Origin of the sequence: Pseudomonas sp. TWR2-1-1 (assembly GCF_049897045.1) — a bacterium.
Taxonomy (GTDB): domain Bacteria; phylum Pseudomonadota; class Gammaproteobacteria; order Pseudomonadales; family Pseudomonadaceae; genus Aquipseudomonas; species Aquipseudomonas versuta.
In genome coordinates, this window is record NZ_JAFCVM010000004.1 from 96,264 (window position 1) to 113,074 (window position 16,811).

13 protein-coding genes are annotated in these 16,811 nt (G+C 59.7%); 3 read left to right on the forward strand and 10 right to left on the reverse strand.

Translation table 11 applies throughout. The annotated features are described in order from the left end of the window. Window positions 1–81: 81 nt before the first annotated feature. The gene (locus ACP7BO_RS11720; RefSeq protein ID WP_397456393.1) at window positions 82–612 is read left to right on the forward strand and encodes a glyoxalase superfamily protein; all 531 of its coding nucleotides are present in this window, start codon (window positions 82–84) and stop codon (window positions 610–612) included. Between the two features lie 388 nt (window positions 613–1,000). On the opposite strand, the gene ACP7BO_RS11725 is transcribed toward ACP7BO_RS11720, so the two are convergent. The 10 genes from ACP7BO_RS11725 to ACP7BO_RS11770 form a co-directional block, all read right to left on the reverse strand. Further along, window positions 1,001–2,029 (reverse strand): ABC transporter permease, encoded by a 1,029-nt coding sequence (locus tag ACP7BO_RS11725; protein WP_003447631.1) that lies wholly within the window; start codon window positions 2,027–2,029, stop codon window positions 1,001–1,003. Between the two features lie 61 nt (window positions 2,030–2,090). Continuing rightward, window positions 2,091–3,656 (reverse strand): sugar ABC transporter ATP-binding protein, encoded by a 1,566-nt coding sequence (locus ACP7BO_RS11730; RefSeq protein ID WP_426210518.1) that lies wholly within the window; start codon window positions 3,654–3,656, stop codon window positions 2,091–2,093. Window positions 3,657–3,750: 94 nt separating this feature from the next. Beyond that, window positions 3,751–4,677, reverse strand: a complete 927-nt coding sequence (locus ACP7BO_RS11735; protein ID WP_060691594.1) for a sugar ABC transporter substrate-binding protein — start codon at window positions 4,675–4,677, stop codon at window positions 3,751–3,753. A 158-nt stretch (window positions 4,678–4,835) separates the two neighbouring features. After that, a complete protein-coding gene (locus ACP7BO_RS11740) occupies window positions 4,836–5,861 on the reverse strand; it encodes a Gfo/Idh/MocA family protein (RefSeq protein WP_426210520.1) in 1,026 nt (341 codons plus the stop codon). Window positions 5,862–6,204: 343 nt separating this feature from the next. Beyond that, the gene (locus ACP7BO_RS11745; protein WP_060691592.1) at window positions 6,205–7,242 is read right to left on the reverse strand and encodes a Gfo/Idh/MocA family protein; all 1,038 of its coding nucleotides are present in this window, start codon (window positions 7,240–7,242) and stop codon (window positions 6,205–6,207) included. A gap of 39 nt (window positions 7,243–7,281) precedes the next feature. Further along, entirely contained in the window at window positions 7,282–9,219 is a 1,938-nt protein-coding gene (gene iolD / locus ACP7BO_RS11750) for a 3D-(3,5/4)-trihydroxycyclohexane-1,2-dione acylhydrolase (decyclizing) (RefSeq protein WP_426210523.1), read from the reverse strand. A 117-nt stretch (window positions 9,220–9,336) separates the two neighbouring features. Beyond that, complete coding sequence (locus tag ACP7BO_RS11755) at window positions 9,337–10,839, reverse strand: CoA-acylating methylmalonate-semialdehyde dehydrogenase (protein ID WP_397456390.1); 1,503 nt, start codon at window positions 10,837–10,839, stop codon at window positions 9,337–9,339. 18 nt (window positions 10,840–10,857) lie between these two features. Further along, complete coding sequence (gene iolB, locus ACP7BO_RS11760) at window positions 10,858–11,667, reverse strand: 5-deoxy-glucuronate isomerase (protein ID WP_397456389.1); 810 nt, start codon at window positions 11,665–11,667, stop codon at window positions 10,858–10,860. Continuing rightward, entirely contained in the window at window positions 11,664–12,557 is an 894-nt protein-coding gene (gene iolE, locus ACP7BO_RS11765; protein ID WP_426210525.1) for a myo-inosose-2 dehydratase, read from the reverse strand. Before iolE ends, iolB begins: the two co-directional genes overlap by 4 nt. 158 nt (window positions 12,558–12,715) lie before the next feature. Further along, the gene (locus tag ACP7BO_RS11770; protein WP_426210527.1) at window positions 12,716–14,653 is read right to left on the reverse strand and encodes a bifunctional 5-dehydro-2-deoxygluconokinase/5-dehydro-2-deoxyphosphogluconate aldolase; all 1,938 of its coding nucleotides are present in this window, start codon (window positions 14,651–14,653) and stop codon (window positions 12,716–12,718) included. A gap of 285 nt (window positions 14,654–14,938) precedes the next feature. Here ACP7BO_RS11770 and ACP7BO_RS11775 point away from each other — a divergent pair, with 285 nt between their 5' ends. Both ACP7BO_RS11775 and ACP7BO_RS11780 read left to right on the forward strand, forming a co-directional pair. Beyond that, window positions 14,939–15,859: a MurR/RpiR family transcriptional regulator gene (locus ACP7BO_RS11775; protein ID WP_060691586.1), complete on the forward strand. Its 921-nt coding sequence runs from the start codon at window positions 14,939–14,941 to the stop codon at window positions 15,857–15,859. Window positions 15,860–16,047: 188 nt separating this feature from the next. Next, the gene (locus ACP7BO_RS11780) at window positions 16,048–16,764 is read left to right on the forward strand and encodes an HPP family protein (protein WP_397456386.1); all 717 of its coding nucleotides are present in this window, start codon (window positions 16,048–16,050) and stop codon (window positions 16,762–16,764) included. Window positions 16,765–16,811: the final 47 nt, after the last annotated feature.

Genomic DNA, 16,811 nt, shown 5'->3' on the forward strand with positions numbered 1-16,811 from the left:
CTTCCCGAATCCTCCCGCTTCTTTTGACAGTCGAGGTTTGGCAATGCGAGCACCGTACACCTCGACCTCAGGAGAGCAAGCATGATTTCGATCGAACAAGCCAAGCAGATGGCCAAGCGGCTGCGTGCCTCGCATGAGTTGCGCCAGCAACCGATGACACACGCCATGGCGCTGGAAACCGTGGCCCACCAACTGGGCTACAAGGACTGGAATACGGCGTCAGCAATGCTGCCCGGTGAAGATCCTGTGCCCGCGATTACCTTCGACAAGGCCATCCCGATCCTGAGGATGTTTGACGAAGCCAAGGCGCGTGAGTTTTATCTGGATTTTCTGGGTTTCAGTGTCGAGTTTGAACACCGGTTTGAGGCTGACTTGCCGCTGTATCTGGGGATCAGCCGCAACGGTCTGCAGTTGCATCTTTCCGAGCATCACGGCGATGCGAGCCCCGGTTCAACGATCTTTGTGCCGATGCACAATATCCAGTTGCTGCAGGACGAATTGCAGGGCAAACGCTACGGCTACGGACGCCCCGAGATTGTTCAACAGGGCTGGGGCCAGGTGCTGGAAGTCCATGATCCGTTCGGCAATCGCATCCGCTTCTGCCAGGACTAAGCCTCATTGGACGGGCCAGGTACATGACCTGACCGTAGGAGCGAGCTTGCTCGCAAGCTCTTCGGGGCTGCGTTGGAAAGGCTCGCGAGCAAGCTCGCTCCTACAGGTCGTGCGCTTACAGCCGCAATCGCATCTTCTGGGTCTTGGCCTGCCGGATATATGACCTGACCGTAGGAGCGAGCTTGCTCGCGAGCTCTTCGGGGCTGCGTTGGAAAGGCTCGCGAGGCAAGCTCGCTCCTACAGGTTGTGCGCTTACAGCCGCAATCGCATCTTTTGGGTCCTGGCCTGCCGAATATATGACCTGACCGTAGGAGCGAGCTTGCTCGCGAGCTCTTCGGGGCTGCGCCGGAAAGGCTCGCGAGCAAGCTCGCTCCTACAGGTTGTGGGCTTAGCGCTTGAGTTTGCGTTTGTTGCGGTATTGATCGATCACTACGGCCACCACAATGATCAGGCCCTTGATGATGTCCTGGATGTAGGCATCGACCCCGACAAAGGTGAAACCACTGGCCATGACCCCAAGGATCAATGCACCAATCACCGTACCGGTAATGCGCCCTACCCCGCCCGCCAGGCTGGTGCCGCCAATCACTGCCGCGGCAATCGCGTCCAGTTCATAGGACATGCCCATGCCTGCCTGCCCGGTGGCTGCCCGTGCCGAAGCCACGACTCCGGCCAGCCCCGCCAGCAGCCCGGCGATGCTGTAGACGATGATCAAGTGACGCTTGACGTTGATCCCCGAAGTACGCGCCGCCTGCATGTTGCCGCCGATGGCGTAGGTGTACTTGCCGTATTTGGTGTAACGCAGGGCAATGTGGAAGATCAGCGCCACCACCAGAAAGATGATGACCGGCATCGCGCCATGCCCGATGGCAGTGTAGGAATCCGAGAGCATGCTCACCGGCTGGCCTTCGGTGTAGTAACGCGCCAGGCCGCGGGCCGACACCATCATGCCCAGGGTCGCAATAAAGGGCGGTATCCCGGTAATCGCAATGATGCTGCCGTTGATCGCGCCTGCCAGCAGCCCCACGCCAAGCCCCGCCAGCACCGGGATCCACACCGGCAGGTCGGTCAGCGAAGGGAATACCGCGCGGGTGAAATCGGACGTTTGTGCCAGGCTGGCGGCGATCATCGCCGACAGCGCCAGCACTGAACCCGATGACAGATCGATACCGGTGGTGATGATCACCTGGGTGACACCAATCGCCAGCAAACCGATCACCGATACTTGCAGGATCATCAGTACCAGGCGCTGGGAGTTCATCAAAAAGCTCTGGTCACGCACGATCCAGCCAAAGACTTCAAACACCAGACCAATGCCGATCAGCACCAGAAAGATGCTCAGCTCGGTCGGGAACCGACGACGGCTTTTGGTTTTGGGCGGGGCCACGGCAGGCTTGTTTTCGGTTATTGCGTTCATGGACGTTTTCTCTCTTGTTCTGCTGCGCCACTGGCCCTGTCGGGCCGCTGCACTGAAGTCGTTAATGAATCGCGGTGATACCGGACGCCAATTGCATGATTCGCTCCTGGGTCGCCTCGCTGCGGTCCAGGGTGCCCATCAGTTCACCTTCGTGCATGACCATCACCCGGTCGCTCATGCCCAGCACTTCGGGGAGTTCCGAAGAAATCATGATCACCGCCATGCCTTCACTGGCCAGGAAGGAGATCAGCCGGTAAATCTCGACCTTGGCGCCGACGTCGATGCCCCGGGTCGGCTCATCCAGAATCAGCACCCGCGGGTTGGTCATCAGCCAGCGCGCCAGCAAGGCTTTTTGCTGATTGCCACCGGACAGGGTGTCGATGCATTGCTCAAGGGAAGGGGTTTTGACCCGCAGCTTTTTGCACATGTCTTCACACAGTGCGCGCAGGGCTTTTTGCTGGATAAATCCGTTGCCGGCGTAATGCGGCAGGATCGCCATTTCCATGTTTTCCAGCACTGACAGACAGGGGAAAAGCCCGGTCAGCTTGCGGTCTTCAGTCAACAGGGCGAAGCCCTTCTCGATGGCCATGTTGGGACTGGTGATACGAACGGGCAGCCCGTCCAGCTGGATTTCACCGCCACTGCTGGGGGTGATGCCGAAAATGGTTTCGGCGATGTTGGTCCGCCCCGACCCCATCAAACCGGCAATGCCCATGATCTCGCCAGCGTGCAAGTCAAACGAAACCCCGTTGAACACACCGTCCAGGCTCAGGTTGCGCACCGACAGCAGCAATTCACCCAGCGGGTTTTCCCGCACCGGGAACAACTGGTTCAGCTCGCGCCCCACCATCATCGAAATCAGGCTGTCGCCGTCCATGCTGTCGGCCCGCTGCAGACCGATATAGGCACCGTCTCGAAACACCGCCACTTCGTCGGCGATGCTGAACACCTCGTTCATTTTATGGGTGATATAGATGATGCCTTTGCCCTGGGACTTGAGGTCGGCAATGATCGAAAACAGGTGCGCGACTTCCTTGTCGGTAATGGCCGAGGTCGGTTCATCCATGATCAGGATGTCCGAGTTGTATGACACGGCCTTGGCAATCTCCACCATCTGCCGCTCGGCGATACTGAGGTTGCCTACCAGCTCCTGCGGGTCGAGGTTGATGCGCAGACGCTCCAGCAGTTGCGCGGTGCAGCGGAACATCTCGCGGTGGTCGATCATGTGCAGCGCGTTTAACTGCTCGCGGCCGATCCAGATATTTTCCGCAATGTTCATGTGCGGCATCAGGTTCAGTTCCTGATGGATCATTGCGATCCCGGCCTGCAATGCAGCCAGCGGACCGGAGAAGGTCACCGGCTTGCCCCGCAGTCGCAGCTCACCGGAATCGGGTTGATAGATACCGGCGATGATTTTCATCAGGGTTGACTTGCCGGCGCCGTTTTCGCCCATCAGGGCCAGCACCGAACCGGGGCGAACCCGCAGTTGCACGTCATCAAGCGCCACCACACCGGGGAAGCCCTTGCTGACATTGATCACTTCCAGCAGGTATGGAACCTCTTGAGCGATAGCCGCGGGCGCGGGCGCCATGGTCGAGGTGCTTGAAACAGTCGCTGACGCGAGCATAGCCAGTACTCCTCAGATGCCTCGGGCAGTGTCCGAGACAGCGGGCAAGGCGTGAGCCCTGCCGCATATTGTTGTTATTGGATTGAGATGACGACTACTTGAAATCCTTGGCATTGTCTTTGGTGATCAGCTGGAAAGGCACCCAGACCGCCTGCTCTACCGGTTCTTTGTTGATCATTTTCAGGGCTGTGTCGACGGAGCCGTAAGCCTGGCCCTTGGCGTCCTGGAACACCGTGACTGCCAGCTCGCCTTTCTCCACCGCGCGCACGCCGTCGGGGGTGCCATCGACACCGGCAATCAGCACAGTCCCGGGCTCGATGCCGGCTTGCTTCAAGGCCATTGCCGCACCGATGGCCATCTCGTCGTTGTTGGAAATCACCGCATCAAACTTGCGGCCCTGGGTCAGCCAGTCATTGGTCAGGGTCATGCCCTTGTCACGCAACCAGATGCCGGTCTGCTCTTGATCGACCTTGATATCCGGGTACTTGGCCAGCACCTCTTTCACGCCTTTGGTGCGGTTGGTGGTGGCGTTGTTGGCCAGGTCGCCCAACAGGATGACGATGTCGCCCTTGCCGCCCATCTTCTTCGCCAGGTATTCCATCTGCATCTGACCGGCTTCCATGTCTTTGGAAGCTACGGTGGCAACGCCCAAGGGCAGCTTTTCGTCATCAGGACGGCGGTTGACATAGACCAGCGGAATCCCGGCCTTGACCGCTGCTTCGGTGATTTTGCGGGTCGCAGCAGTGTCCACCGGGTTAACCACAATGGCATCGACTTTCTGGCTGATAAAGTTTTCGACCTGACTCAGCTGCTTGACCACGTCAGCGCGCGCATCCTCAAACTGCAACTGCACGCCTTCGGGGTTGCTTTTAGCTCTTTCGTTCATCGACTCACGCAAGTAAGTCAGATAAGTGTCATCGAACTGGGACATGCTCACACCGATTTTTACATCGGCCATGGCGGCGCCGCTGGCCAGCGTCATCGACAGTGCAAGGGAAGCAAAACGTAGGCGGTGTTTCATTAGGGCAGTCTCCACATTCTTGTTGGTTTTATAGATGCGGTACGTACTTGAATGACGGGTGAGGCAAGGTCTCGCTGAACTGGGATTGACTCTATTGGAAAATAATTTCTATATCAACCCGATTTAGAAATTTATGAAAAAATAATTCTATTTAAACTTCACGGGTCCAGCCGGATCACCTGCTGTCGTTCAGCACTCAGGCGCGCCGCGTCCAGCACCCGCAGAGCCTGCAACGCATCCTGCGGATCCACCGGCACTGGCCCGTGGTGGTTTACCGCGTCAATCATTTGCGTATAGAACTGCTGCCAGCGGCCATGCTCAGTGGGTACCCGCTCACGTTCAGCCCCCTGCTCGAACCAACCCCAGCGTCGATGTTCTTCGGCGCCCCAGCGCTCGCCTTCGGTTTTAGGCGAAAGCCCGGCCAGAACTGCCGCCTCTTGCCCGTCAAAGCCCTCAACGCTATAGCAGCCGAGGGTGCCGGTAACCCGGAACCTGGGGCGCGGACTGCTTTGCAGGCAACTGCCACCGACATGGGAGACCACGCCATTGGTGTGGGTCATCGCGATAAAGAAACTGTGGTCGATACCGGGATGCCCGGGGCTGTCGGCAAGCTCGGCATAAACCGTCTGCACCGGGCCGAACAACTGCAGCGCCTGGTCAACCAGGTGGCTGCCCAGATCCCGGAGCCAGCCCCCACCACTGGCATCGCCCACTGCGTCGGGAGCAAAGCGTTCGACGAATGATTCAAAGCGGCTGACCTGGCCCAGGGCTCCGGCATCCAGCAACTTGCGGATGGTCAGATAGTCCGAATCCCAGCGCCGGTTTTGATACACGCTCAACAGCACGTTCTGGCGCTGAGCTGCGGCCACTAATTGTTCGGCCTGAGCAGTGTCGGCGGCGAAAGGCTTGTCACTGACCACCGGCACGCCCAACTCGATGGCCTGCATCACCAGCTCCGGGCGACCGTGCAGCGGGGTTGAAATCACCAGCAGGTCAACCCCGGCTTCAACCAATTGGCCGAGACTGTCCCAGGCCGGTACGCCGGGGTATTCATTGGCCAGCAACTGGCGACGCTCGGGCGAACGGGTAACCACCCCGGCGAAAGTGACCCCGGGCAAACTGGCAATCAACGGAGCATGAAAAAAGCGGCCTCCATGGCCAAAACCGACGAGTCCAATACGCATAAAGCCTCCATTCGCTTGGGCGAACCTGATTCCTGTAGGAGCGAGCTTGCTCGCGAGCTTTTGATCTTGAAGAGCTCGCGAGCAAGCTCGCTCCTACAGGGTATTTGGTGTTTGTGACTTTCGGTCCGACTGGCTGAACATCGTGGTCAAACCCGCGTTTGCCCGGACGTTCCCGAATTCTGTAGGAGCGAGCTTGCCTCGCGAGCTTTTGATCTTGAAGAGCTCGCGAGCAAGCTCGCTCCTACAGGGTAATGGGTGTCTGTAACCTTCGGTCCGACTGGCTGAACATCGTGGTCAAACCGGCGTTTGCCCGGGCGTTCCTACAGGTTTTTTGGTGTGTTGTTTATTTGGCGTCCGGGCCGTAAAACTGTGGGCGCTCAGGCAGCTGGACTTTGACTATCGCCCCGCTTTGCTGCGCTTCGATGCAGGCATCCGCTGCCACCGCTGCGGCAAAACCGTCCCATGCCGACGGGCCACCTACCCGGCCGGCCCGCACGGCGTCGATAAAGGCTTGCAACTCAACGTCGTAGGCGCCGATGAAACGGTCTTTCCAGTCCATCAAAATGGCGTTGGACAGTTTGGCGCCGCTGCGCAGTTGCACTTGCGACGGCTCTGGCAGTTTGGCAATCCCGGTCTCGCCCACCACTTCACACTGAATGTCATAGCCGTATTGGCAGTTCACAAACACTTCAACATCTATGCGTGTGCCCTTGACCGTTTCCAGCAGCACGATTTGCGGATCTTTGAGATGGGCCAAGGCTTTGCTGGTTTTGCGCGGGAACACCACTTGCACCGACACGTAGTCGTCATCCAGCAACCAGCGCAATACGTCCAGTTCATGGATCAGGGTGTCGGTAATCGCCATGTCGGTCTTGTAGTTCTCGCCCACCGTCGGGTTGCGGTGCGCACAGTGCAGCATCAACGGCTCGCCGATCTGGCCACTGTCGATCACCGCTTTGAGTGCCCGGTAGCCTTCGTCATACGGACGCATGAAACCGACCTGCACCAGACGCTTGCCATGGGCCACCTCAGCATCAACGATGGCCCGGCAACCGGCCGCCGTCACTGCCAGCGGTTTTTCGCAAAACACCGGCTTGCCGGCCTTGATCGCTGCCAGCACGAACTCTTCGTGGCTTGGCCCCCACGATGTCACCAGTACCGCATCGACTTCCGGTGCATTGATCAGTGCATGACCGTCCGGATACACCTCGGCGGTCAGCCCGAGATCAGCAACCACCCGGGCGGCTTGCTGCAAATCGATATCGGTGACGGCCACCACCTGGCTGTTGAGCAAGGTCTGGCTGCAACGACGGATGTGGTCTCGACCGATGGCGCCGGTACCGATCACGCCCAATTTCAATGCTTGAGTGTTCAACGACATTTGCCTGCTCCTGTTGGATTTTTTATCAGAGGTTTGCGATCAGTACTGCCGGGCTTTGGAAAGTGCGAGGTTGAGTTTTTGTGCTGCCGCATGGGTGCGCGGGCTGGTGGACACCTGCGCCACGCCGACCCGCCACCATGTCAGGTAGCTGTGAATCATGGTTTTGGGCAGCACCTTGATGTCGATCAGGGTCGATACCGTTTGCAAACGCGCATCGGCCAGCGCCCCATGCAACTGCTCAAGGGTACTGACCTTGTAGGTCTTGCAACCGTAAGCGGCCGCGCTCATGGCGAAGTCCACCGGTACAAAGCCGCCGTCGAGCTTGCCGGTCTCATCATTGCGATACCTGAACTCGGTGCCGAAGCTGTCCATCCCGTTGCCCATCTGCAAGTTGTTGATGCAGCCGAAAGTCATGTTGTCGAACAGCACTACGTTGATCTTGCGCCGCTCCTGAATCGACGTCGGCAACTCGGAGTGCAGCATCATGTACGAGCCGTCCCCTACCAGCGCGTAGACCTCACGCCCGGGCTCGGCGAGCTTGACCCCGAGCGCTGCGTTGACTTCGTAACCCATGCACGAGTAGCCATACTCAAGGTGATAGGTGTTGACCCCCTTGCTGCGCCAGGCCCGTTGCAAGTCACCGGGCAGGCTGCCTGCCGCTGCCACGATCACCGCGTCGTCGGCCAGGCTGTGGTTGAGTACGCCCAGCACCTGGCTCTGGGTCAGGCATGATCCGGTCAGCTCGATAAATTCGCGCAGTACCGCCGGGTCAAGGTGGTCGGTGATCTCGGGGGCGAAGTCCGGCTGCTGATAATCGACCTGATAAACCCGGTCGACTTCTGCGTCCAGTTGCGCCCGGGCCAGTCTGGGAGCATCGCCCCAGCTGGAGCGATAGCCCTGTTGCTCGAGGATTCCGGTCAGCGCTTGCAGTGCCTCCCGGGCATCGGCCAGCAATTGCACGCCATCAAGTTTCAGTGCATCGCAAGGGCTGATGTTGAGGTTGAGAAACTCCACTTCCGGGTGCTGAAACAACGATTTCGACGAGGTGGTGAAGTCGGTATAGCGGGTGCCGATGCCGATGATCAGGTCGGCATCCCGGGCCAGCAGGTTGGCGGCCAGGCAGCCGGTCTCGCCAATCCCGCCGACGTTCAGCGGGTGCGCCGAGACAATGGCGCTTTTGCCGGCCTGGGTTTCAGCGAACGGGATATCAAAGCGCTCGGCGAAAGCCTGCAAGGCGGCATTGGCGCCGGAGTACTTGACCCCGCCACCGCAAATGATCAGCGGCTTGCGCTTGCGTTGCACGATGGCCTGGGCGTCAGCCAGCATCGCCGGGGTCGGCAACCGGCGATCGATGCGGTGTACGCGTTTTTGCAGGAAGTAATCCGGGTAATCGTAGGCTTCGGCCTGTACATCCTGAGGCAGGGCCAGGGTTACCGCGCCGGTTTCAGCCGGGTCCGTGAGCACGCGCATGGCCTGGATGGCGGCGCTCATCAACTGCTCGGGGCGGTTGATGCGGTCCCAGTATTTACTCACTGCCTTGAAGGCGTCGTTGGTGCTGATGCTCAGGTCGTGAAATTGCTCGATCTGTTGCAGCACCGGGTCCGGCTGACGGCTGGCATAGACATCGCCCGGCAGCAGCAACAGCGGGATCCGGTTGGCGGTGGCAGTGGCCGCCGCAGTGAGCATATTGGCGGCACCCGGGCCTACCGATGAGGTGCAGGCGTAAATCTTGCGCCGCAGGTTCTGCTTGGCAAACCCGATCGCCGCATGGGCCATGCCCTGCTCGTTGCGACCTTGATGCACCACCAGATCACCGCTGTCCTGCTCCAGCGCCTGGCCCAGCCCCAGTACGTTGCCGTGACCAAAAATGGTGAAGATACCGGCGATAAACTTGCTCTGGACCCCATCGACTTCGACGTACTGGTTATCGAGAAATTTCACCAGGGCCTGGGCCATGGTCAGTCGTGTCGTACTCATGCTGTCACCTTGAATAAATACATATCCCGACTACTTGCTGCCCACTGTAGGAGCGAGCTTGCTCGCGATCTTTTGATCTTGAAGAGCTCGCTCCTGCAGGTCAGGTGGGGTGGTTGTTTATTTGGCCGTCGGCATGCTGAATTCCGGGCCCTTGGCGATGCTGTCCGGCCAACGCTGCATCACGCTTTTGTAGCGGCTGTAGAAGCGGATACCTTCTTCGCCGTAGGCGTGATGATCACCAAACAATGAGCGCTTCCAGCCGCCAAATGAATGCCAGGCCATCGGCACCGGAATCGGCACGTTGATGCCCACCATGCCAACCTTGATCGTGCGGGCAAAGGCCCGGGCCACACCGCCGTCGCTGGTGAAGCAGGACACGCCGTTGCCGAATTCATGGGCATTGATCAGCGCCACGGCGCTGGCGAAATCCGCCACCCGGACAATGCCCAGCACCGGTCCGAAAATCTCTTGCTGATAGATGCTCATCTCAGTGGTGACGTTATCGAACAAGGTTGCGCCGACAAAGAAGCCCTGCTCTGCGCCCGGCACTTTCAGGTCGCGACCGTCGACGATCAACTGCGCGCCCTGGGCCACGCCCTGATCGATAAAACCAATGACCTTGGCCTTGTGCTCTGCGGTCACCAGCGGCCCCATCTCGCTGTCCGGCTGCAAGCCATTGCCGACCTTGAGCCGGTCGATGCGCGGCAGCAGTTTTTCGATCAATTTGTCGGCTACATCGCCCACGGTCACGGCAATCGAGATCGCCATGCAACGCTCGCCCGCAGAGCCGTAAGCGGCACCGATCAATGCATCCGCCGCCTGGTCGAGGTCGGCATCGGGCATCACGATCATGTGGTTTTTCGCCCCGCCCAACGCCTGTACACGCTTGCCCCGCGCAGTGCCCTGCTGGTAGATGTACTCGGCAATCGGGGTGGAGCCGACAAACGAAATGGCTTCGATGTCCGGGTGCTGCAACAGCCCGTCAACCGCGCTTTTGTCGCCCTGCACCACGTTGAATACGCCATCCGGCAAACCGGCTTCAGTCAGCAGCCGGGCCATCAGCAGGCTGGCCGAAGGATCGCGCTCCGAAGGCTTGAGGATGAAGCAGTTGCCGGTCACCAGCGCCAGCGGAATCATCCACAGTGGCACCATGACCGGGAAGTTGAACGGCGTTACCCCGGCGCACACGCCCAGGGGCTGGCGCAGGTTCCAGTTATCGATGCCACCGCCGATGTTGTCGCTGAAATCGGTTTTCAGCAGTGCAGGCGCACCGCAGGCATATTCAACAATTTCGATGCCGCGGGTCACTTCGCCCTTGGCGTCGGAAAACACCTTGCCGTGTTCGCGACAGATAATTTCGGCCAGTTCATCGTGGTGTTCATCGAGCAGTTGCTTGAACTTGAACATCACCCGCGCACGGCGCAAGGACGACTGTTCGGACCATGCAGGAAACGCCTTGAGTGCCGACGCCACGGCCTCGTCTACCGTGTGCTGGCTGGCCAGTGCCACCCGTGCCTGGACGGCGCCGGTGGCTGGATTGAATACGTCGCTGAAACGCTCACCGCCTGTGTCCTGGACCTGGCCGTTGAGGTAGTGACCGATAACCGGGGTAGTGCTCATTATTGTTCTCCGAAAGCGTTAAAGATCCATCAGCCAGCTGTGCTGCGGGTCGTTGTGAAATTGCCAGACGCGCTTGGGACCGGCCATGACATTGAGGTAATAAGATTCATAGCCATAGGGCACGCTGACCGGGTGGTAACCCTTGGGCACCACCACCAGGTCGCTGTTCTCAACCGCCATGGCCTGGTCGAGGCTGCGGTCATCGGTATACACGCGCTGGAACACAAAGCCCTGGGGCGGGTTGATGCGGTGGTAATAGGTTTCTTCGAGAAAGCTCTGGTGCGGCAAATCGTCGGTGTCGTGTTTATGCGGCGGATAGCTGGACGAGTGCCCGGACGGAGTCCGCACCTCGACCACCAGCAGCGAATGCGCCGGCTCGGTGTCGGGCAGGATGTCGCACACGTAGCGGGTATTGGCGCCTTTGCCGCGCACACTGCGTTTCATGCTGGGCGGCGTGATCAGGCGTGCAGCCAGCCCGGCAGTGGCCGAACCGGGTGCGGCACAGACGGCAATTTGCACGTCGCTCAAGGCCAGCACCCGGGCCTGACTGCCCGGTGGCAGGTAGGCCGCAAACGGCGATTTATCCTCGAATACCGAGTTGCGATCGCCAATATCCTCCCAGCTGAAAGCGCCCTTGCCCGGCTCTTCGCCACTGATGGTGACCCGACCGCTGAGCAGCACCAGGCACAGTTCCTGAGTGCCGGCGCTCACCGGCAATTGCTCGCCGGGGGCCAGGCGATAAGCGCTAAAGCCCACGTACTCCAGGGCACCCTGTGGCAGTTCGACCAGGGTGTTGCCCGTGGCCTGACCTTTGATCAGCAAGCTCATTGTCCAGTCCTCGCATCCAGCAGCGCGCGCAGGGTTTGGTAACCCTTTTGCGCATAGGCAAAACTCGGCGCCACGGCCGGGTCCTGTTCGGCTTCTACCACCAGCCAGCCGTGGTAATCGGCAGCCAGCAGTACATCGAGCAACGCTGCGAAATCAATGTCGCCGTCGCCGGGTACGGTGAAGGTGCCGTTGATGATGCAGTCGGGGAAACTCCACAGGTTGTTGCGCGCCAGTTGCACCACAGCCTTGCGCACATCCTTGAAGTGCACGTGGCAGACCCGGTCAATATGTTTGCGCAACACCTCGATCGGCTCGCCACCGCCCATGTAGCAATGGCCGGCGTCGAACAGCAGGCCAACGTCGGGGCCGGTCAGGCTCATCAAGGTGTCGATGTCCGACGGCGACTCAACATAGGCGCCCATGTGATGGTGATAAGCCAGGCGCACGCCCTGGGACAACGTGAACTGCGCCAGTTCATTGAGTTTGTCGGCGTAGGCTTGCCATGCCTGCTCAGTGTGAAAGCGCGGGCGCTCGACCAATGGAATGCGCTGGCCCTGGATTGAGTCGGCGACTTCGCCATAGACCAGCACCTTGGCCCCGTTTGCGGCCAGCAACTGCACATGGCTGGCGATTGCGTCGATTTCCTCGGCGGCCGAGTGCCGGGCCAGGCGGCTGGAATACCAGCCCGAGACCAATGCCAGATCGTAGGGTCGCAGCACATCGCCGACGCCCTTGGCGTCCTTGGGGAATTTGCCGTTGAGTTCGAAGCCATCGTAACCGATTTGCTTGCCTTCACTGAGCGCCGTGCTCAATGGCGTCTCACCGCCCAATGACGGCAAGTCATCGTTACTCCAGGAAATCGGGTTGATGCCAATACGGATAGCGGGCATGGCTGCACCTATTATTGTTTTCTGAATTAAACAGCACCCTGCGGCTGTACTTGAACTTGAACCTGATCCTGTAGGAGCGAGCTTGCTCGCGAGCTTTTAGATTGCCAACAGCTCGCGAGCAAGCTCGCTCCTACAGATGCAGATGCAGGGGGTCGGGGTCAGCGGCGGGCCGCTTGCCAGGATTCGATGAGCTGCACAAACGTGCCCTGTACCCGTTCAATCAAGGTTTCATCATCGATCTCTCCCGCCAGCCAGGCGCGGCTCGGTTCCTGGAAGATCGTGCGGCCCACGGCAAACCCGCGGCAGGTGCTGCTGTGGCGTGCCTGCCTGAAACCTTCTGCCAGTGCTTGCGCCGGGGCATTGAGGCCCAGCAGTACCACGCCGCGGCAATACGGGTCGCGCTCTTGAATCAGGGCGTCGAGCTGCTCCCACACCTGTGCCGTCTGGGCTTCGATTTTCCACCAGGCCGGGTAAATCCCCAGGTTGTACAAGCGCTTCAATGCGCGGTACAGCACATCGGGATAAGTCGAGGGGTGATCCTTGGGCGGAATGATTTCCAGCAGCAATTCATGGCCACTGACCAGTGACGCCTCGTACAGGCCCTTGATCTGCGCTTCCTGCTCCAGGCGCAGCAGCGGCTCGTCGTCGGGGTGAAACTGCACCAGGCATTTGATGATGTGTTCCTGCGGCCAGCCGATCAGGTTGCTGCCCACCGAACGGCCATGTTCGAAAGCCAGTGGCCGTGAACCCTGGACCTCTACCGGACGGGCAATCCACCAGCCGCGACCGGTGGCGGCATTGAGTGAGTCCTGGGCAAAACGCTGGTCGGCCAGCAACCCGACATCGGCGTCGATACCCTGGCGGCGCAGGTCGGTTTCAACCCGCTCGACAGCGCGGATAAACAGCTGCTTGAGCGCGCAGATGCTGGTGTGATCGCGACCATACTGCTGGGCCACTTCCACCAGTTGCCAGCGATGATCGAAGGCGAATACAAACAGTTGTTTCCACTGTTTGCGCGGCACGCTGACCTGATGCAAACGCTGCAAAGCCACATCCTGATCCGGACGGGTGATCGGCACCGGGCTATTGAACAGGTAGTCGAGTTCGGCCGGCGTCGGCATCGCCGGGGCGCAGGCATGCCGCGACACCACCAGCCCGCCGCAGGCATTGGCCAGCTGGCTGCAACGCTCATCGCTGGCATCTTTGAGCCAGCCGCTGAGGAAGCCGGACATAAAGGCATCGCCGGCGCCCAGCACGTTAAGCACCTCAACCCGCACGCCGGGATAAACCGCACCGTCTTCAAGCCGGGCCGGAATGTCGCCATGGATCACCGTGCATCCCTGGGAGCCCAGCTTGACCACCAGCGTTGCCGCCGTCACTGCCCGCACCGCGCGCAATGCAGCCAGCAAGTCGGTGCCGCCACCGGCAATCAAGAATTCTTCTTCAGTGCCCACGATCAGGTCGAAGCGCGGCAGGATCGATTGCACGTGCGCGGTCACTTTCCGGTCTTCGACAAAGCGGGTTTCGCCATCGGCCTTGCCTGCCAGCCCCCAAAGCACCGGACGGTAATCGATGTCCAGAATCCGTTTGACGTTGTTCTGCTCGGCGTACTCAAGGGCCTGGACGCTGGCCTGGTAGACCCCCTCGGTGGAGAAGTGAGTGCCGGTGATCAGCAGTGCCTTGCTCGACGCTATAAACGCCGGATCGATGTCTTCTGCACGCAGCGCCATGTCGGCGCAGTTTTCGCGGTAGAACACCAGCGGGAAGGTTTCGCGGTCTTTAAGACCCAGCAGCACCAGTGCGGTGAGGCGCTGGGGATCGAGGGTGACGGCACTCACGTCGCAGCCTTCGCGAGCCAGTGACTCGGTCAGAAAACGGCCCATGTGATCATCGCCCACCCGGCTCAGCATGGCTGAGCGCAAGCCCAGACGCGCGGTGCCGAACGCAATATTGGCCGATGAGCCGCCAAGGTATTTGGCGAAGCTGCTGACATCCTCCAGGCGCGCGCCGACTTGCTGCGAATAAAGGTCGACGCCCAGGCGTCCAAGGCAGATCAAATCCAAATCACGCCCTGTGGCAAAACGAGTCTGTCCCATGCTGGCTCCTGTTATTTTTATCAGCCTGCACTCATCACCCGACGGCTGAGCGCTCTTTGTGAGATGAAGACTAAAACGTCCTCCCACATAAAACAATATTTATTCCATAATTTTTTAATGTAGAATTTTTGTTCCATATTGGTCGTACGTGATCAGTTTTCGGCCCTGTAGCGATTCAGCTAGCGGGTCATTGAACGCCAGGTCAGGATTATTTGCGCACCTACCCTGTAGACTTTGCAGGCTAAACTGCCCCATGCCCTGAAGAGCCATCCATAAGGACTCCCTATGCCCTCCACTGATCAGCCGGCCCCGATCGAGCAAACGCCTGAGAGCGAACAGGCCGGCCCACCGATCAATGCCGAACGCCTGTTGCAGCTTATTACCGAGGAGTACGAGAGCCTGCCGCGCCAGCTCAAGCGTATTGCCAGTTACATGAGCCAGCAAAGTGACCGGATCATGGTTGACCGGATCAGTGATATTGCCCGCGAGTGCGAAGTTCACCCTTCAGCCATCGTGCGCTTCTCACAGCGTTTCGGTTTCAGTGGTTTCAGTGAAATGCAGGCGCTGTTTCGCGAGGCATACACCCACAAGGCCACGCCGGCGCAGAACTATCAGCAGCGCATTCGCAGCATGATTGCCAACAAGTCGCAAAAAGCCAGTGGCGGCGACCTGGCCCGCGAATGCATCAATGCGACCCTGTCGGGCATAGAGCGTCTGGGGCTGGAGCTCGATGACCAATCCTTCGACAAGGCCGTGGATCTGGTGGTCAATGCCGACAATATCTACGTGGTGGGCGTGCGGCGCTCCTTCGCCGTGGCCGACTACCTGGTGTACAACCTGCAGCACACCAACAAGCGCATTCATCTGGTGTCCGGGCTGGGTGGCAGTTACCGCGAACAAATGCGCAGCGTACGGGCCAACGACCTGGTAATTGCCATCAGCTTTACCCCCTACGGCAAGGAAACCCAGCATTGCCTGCGCATCGCGCAACTGCATCAGGCCAAGACCCTGATCATCACCGACAGCAACCTGTCACCGCTGGCCAAGCGCGCCAACAGCGTGTTGCTGGTCAATGAGGGCAGTTCGTTTGCGTTTCGCTCATTGAGTGCAACCTTGTGTCTGTGCCAGGCCTTGTTTATTGCCGTGGCCTACCGGCTGGAACTGAAAGTGGATGAAATTCACGAGCAAGTGGGGTTTGACGACTAGAGCGCCCAGCTCTAAACATCAAAATAAATGCAGTTAACCATCATTATTATGAATTTGCGGACTGGAACGACCTGCTGCACACTGCGCCCGTTCCTCCCCCAAATGAAGGGACTTTTCAAGGGCTTGCCGGGAAACCCGCTAAGCCCTTTTTTTATCTCTTGAGTCGCCAACACCGGATTTCCCTCACCATGCCAACCCGCTGGATCAGCCGCCTATTGCCTGCGGCCACCCATACCCGTCCCACCGAATGGAGCCGCGCCGCCATTGGCGTATCCCTTGGCACACTCTTGAGTGTCTGGGTCTGCAGCCTGTTTTTCGGCCTGCCGGTCGCCATGCACCTGATTGGCCCGCTGGGGGCCAGTGCGGTCTTGTTGTTTGCCGTGTCTTCAGGGGCACTGGCGCAACCCTGGTCGATTATTGGCGGCTACTGCTGTGCAACCCTGGTGTCATTGGCGGTAGCGCACTTTTTCGGCCGCAACCTGGACAGCGCTTGCCTAGCCGTGGGCCTGGCCCTGATTGTCATGTGCCTGCTGCGCTGCCTGCACCCGCCTGCCGGGGCTTTGGCCCTGCTGGTGGTACTGGCCGACCCGGACAGCGCAAACCTGGGCTGGGGCTTGCTCGCGCCCGTGATGCTCGCCGCAGCGTGCATGCTGCTGGCAGCGCTGGTTTATAACAATCTGACGCGGGTGCGCTACCCGAAAAAACCCGCCGAGCCGAGCCCGGTAGCGAGCACACCGCAGGTTGCCGGTGACCCGGGGATCAAGGCTGAAGACTTGCAAAAAGCCCTGGAACAGATGGACGCGTTTATTGACGTGACACCCGAAGACCTTGAAGAACTGATTCGGGCCAGTGAGCACTATGCCCGTCGACGCAGTGTCGGCGAGGTGCTCGCCCAGGCCCGCTGAGCGGCATGCGCAGCCGGGCAGGAGGCATTGCACTGTTACCCTGAACT

Excerpts from the sequence above, each read along its gene's own strand:
- ACP7BO_RS11720 (WP_397456393.1), top strand. The coding sequence starts at position 82 with ATGATTTCGATCGAACAAGCCAAGCAGATGGCCAAGCGGCTGCGTGCC.
- ACP7BO_RS11725 (WP_003447631.1), bottom strand. The coding sequence starts at position 2,029 with ATGAACGCAATAACCGAAAACAAGCCTGCCGTGGCCCCGCCCAAAACC.
- ACP7BO_RS11730 (WP_426210518.1), bottom strand. The coding sequence starts at position 3,656 with ATGCTCGCGTCAGCGACTGTTTCAAGCACCTCGACCATGGCGCCCGCG.
- ACP7BO_RS11735 (WP_060691594.1), bottom strand. The coding sequence starts at position 4,677 with ATGAAACACCGCCTACGTTTTGCTTCCCTTGCACTGTCGATGACGCTG.
- ACP7BO_RS11740 (WP_426210520.1), bottom strand. The coding sequence starts at position 5,861 with ATGCGTATTGGACTCGTCGGTTTTGGCCATGGAGGCCGCTTTTTTCAT.
- ACP7BO_RS11745 (WP_060691592.1), bottom strand. The coding sequence starts at position 7,242 with ATGTCGTTGAACACTCAAGCATTGAAATTGGGCGTGATCGGTACCGGC.
- iolD (WP_426210523.1), bottom strand. The coding sequence starts at position 9,219 with ATGAGTACGACACGACTGACCATGGCCCAGGCCCTGGTGAAATTTCTC.
- ACP7BO_RS11755 (WP_397456390.1), bottom strand. The coding sequence starts at position 10,839 with ATGAGCACTACCCCGGTTATCGGTCACTACCTCAACGGCCAGGTCCAG.
- iolB (WP_397456389.1), bottom strand. The coding sequence starts at position 11,667 with ATGAGCTTGCTGATCAAAGGTCAGGCCACGGGCAACACCCTGGTCGAA.
- iolE (WP_426210525.1), bottom strand. The coding sequence starts at position 12,557 with ATGCCCGCTATCCGTATTGGCATCAACCCGATTTCCTGGAGTAACGAT.
- ACP7BO_RS11770 (WP_426210527.1), bottom strand. The coding sequence starts at position 14,653 with ATGGGACAGACTCGTTTTGCCACAGGGCGTGATTTGGATTTGATCTGC.
- ACP7BO_RS11775 (WP_060691586.1), top strand. The coding sequence starts at position 14,939 with ATGCCCTCCACTGATCAGCCGGCCCCGATCGAGCAAACGCCTGAGAGC.
- ACP7BO_RS11780 (WP_397456386.1), top strand. The coding sequence starts at position 16,048 with ATGCCAACCCGCTGGATCAGCCGCCTATTGCCTGCGGCCACCCATACC.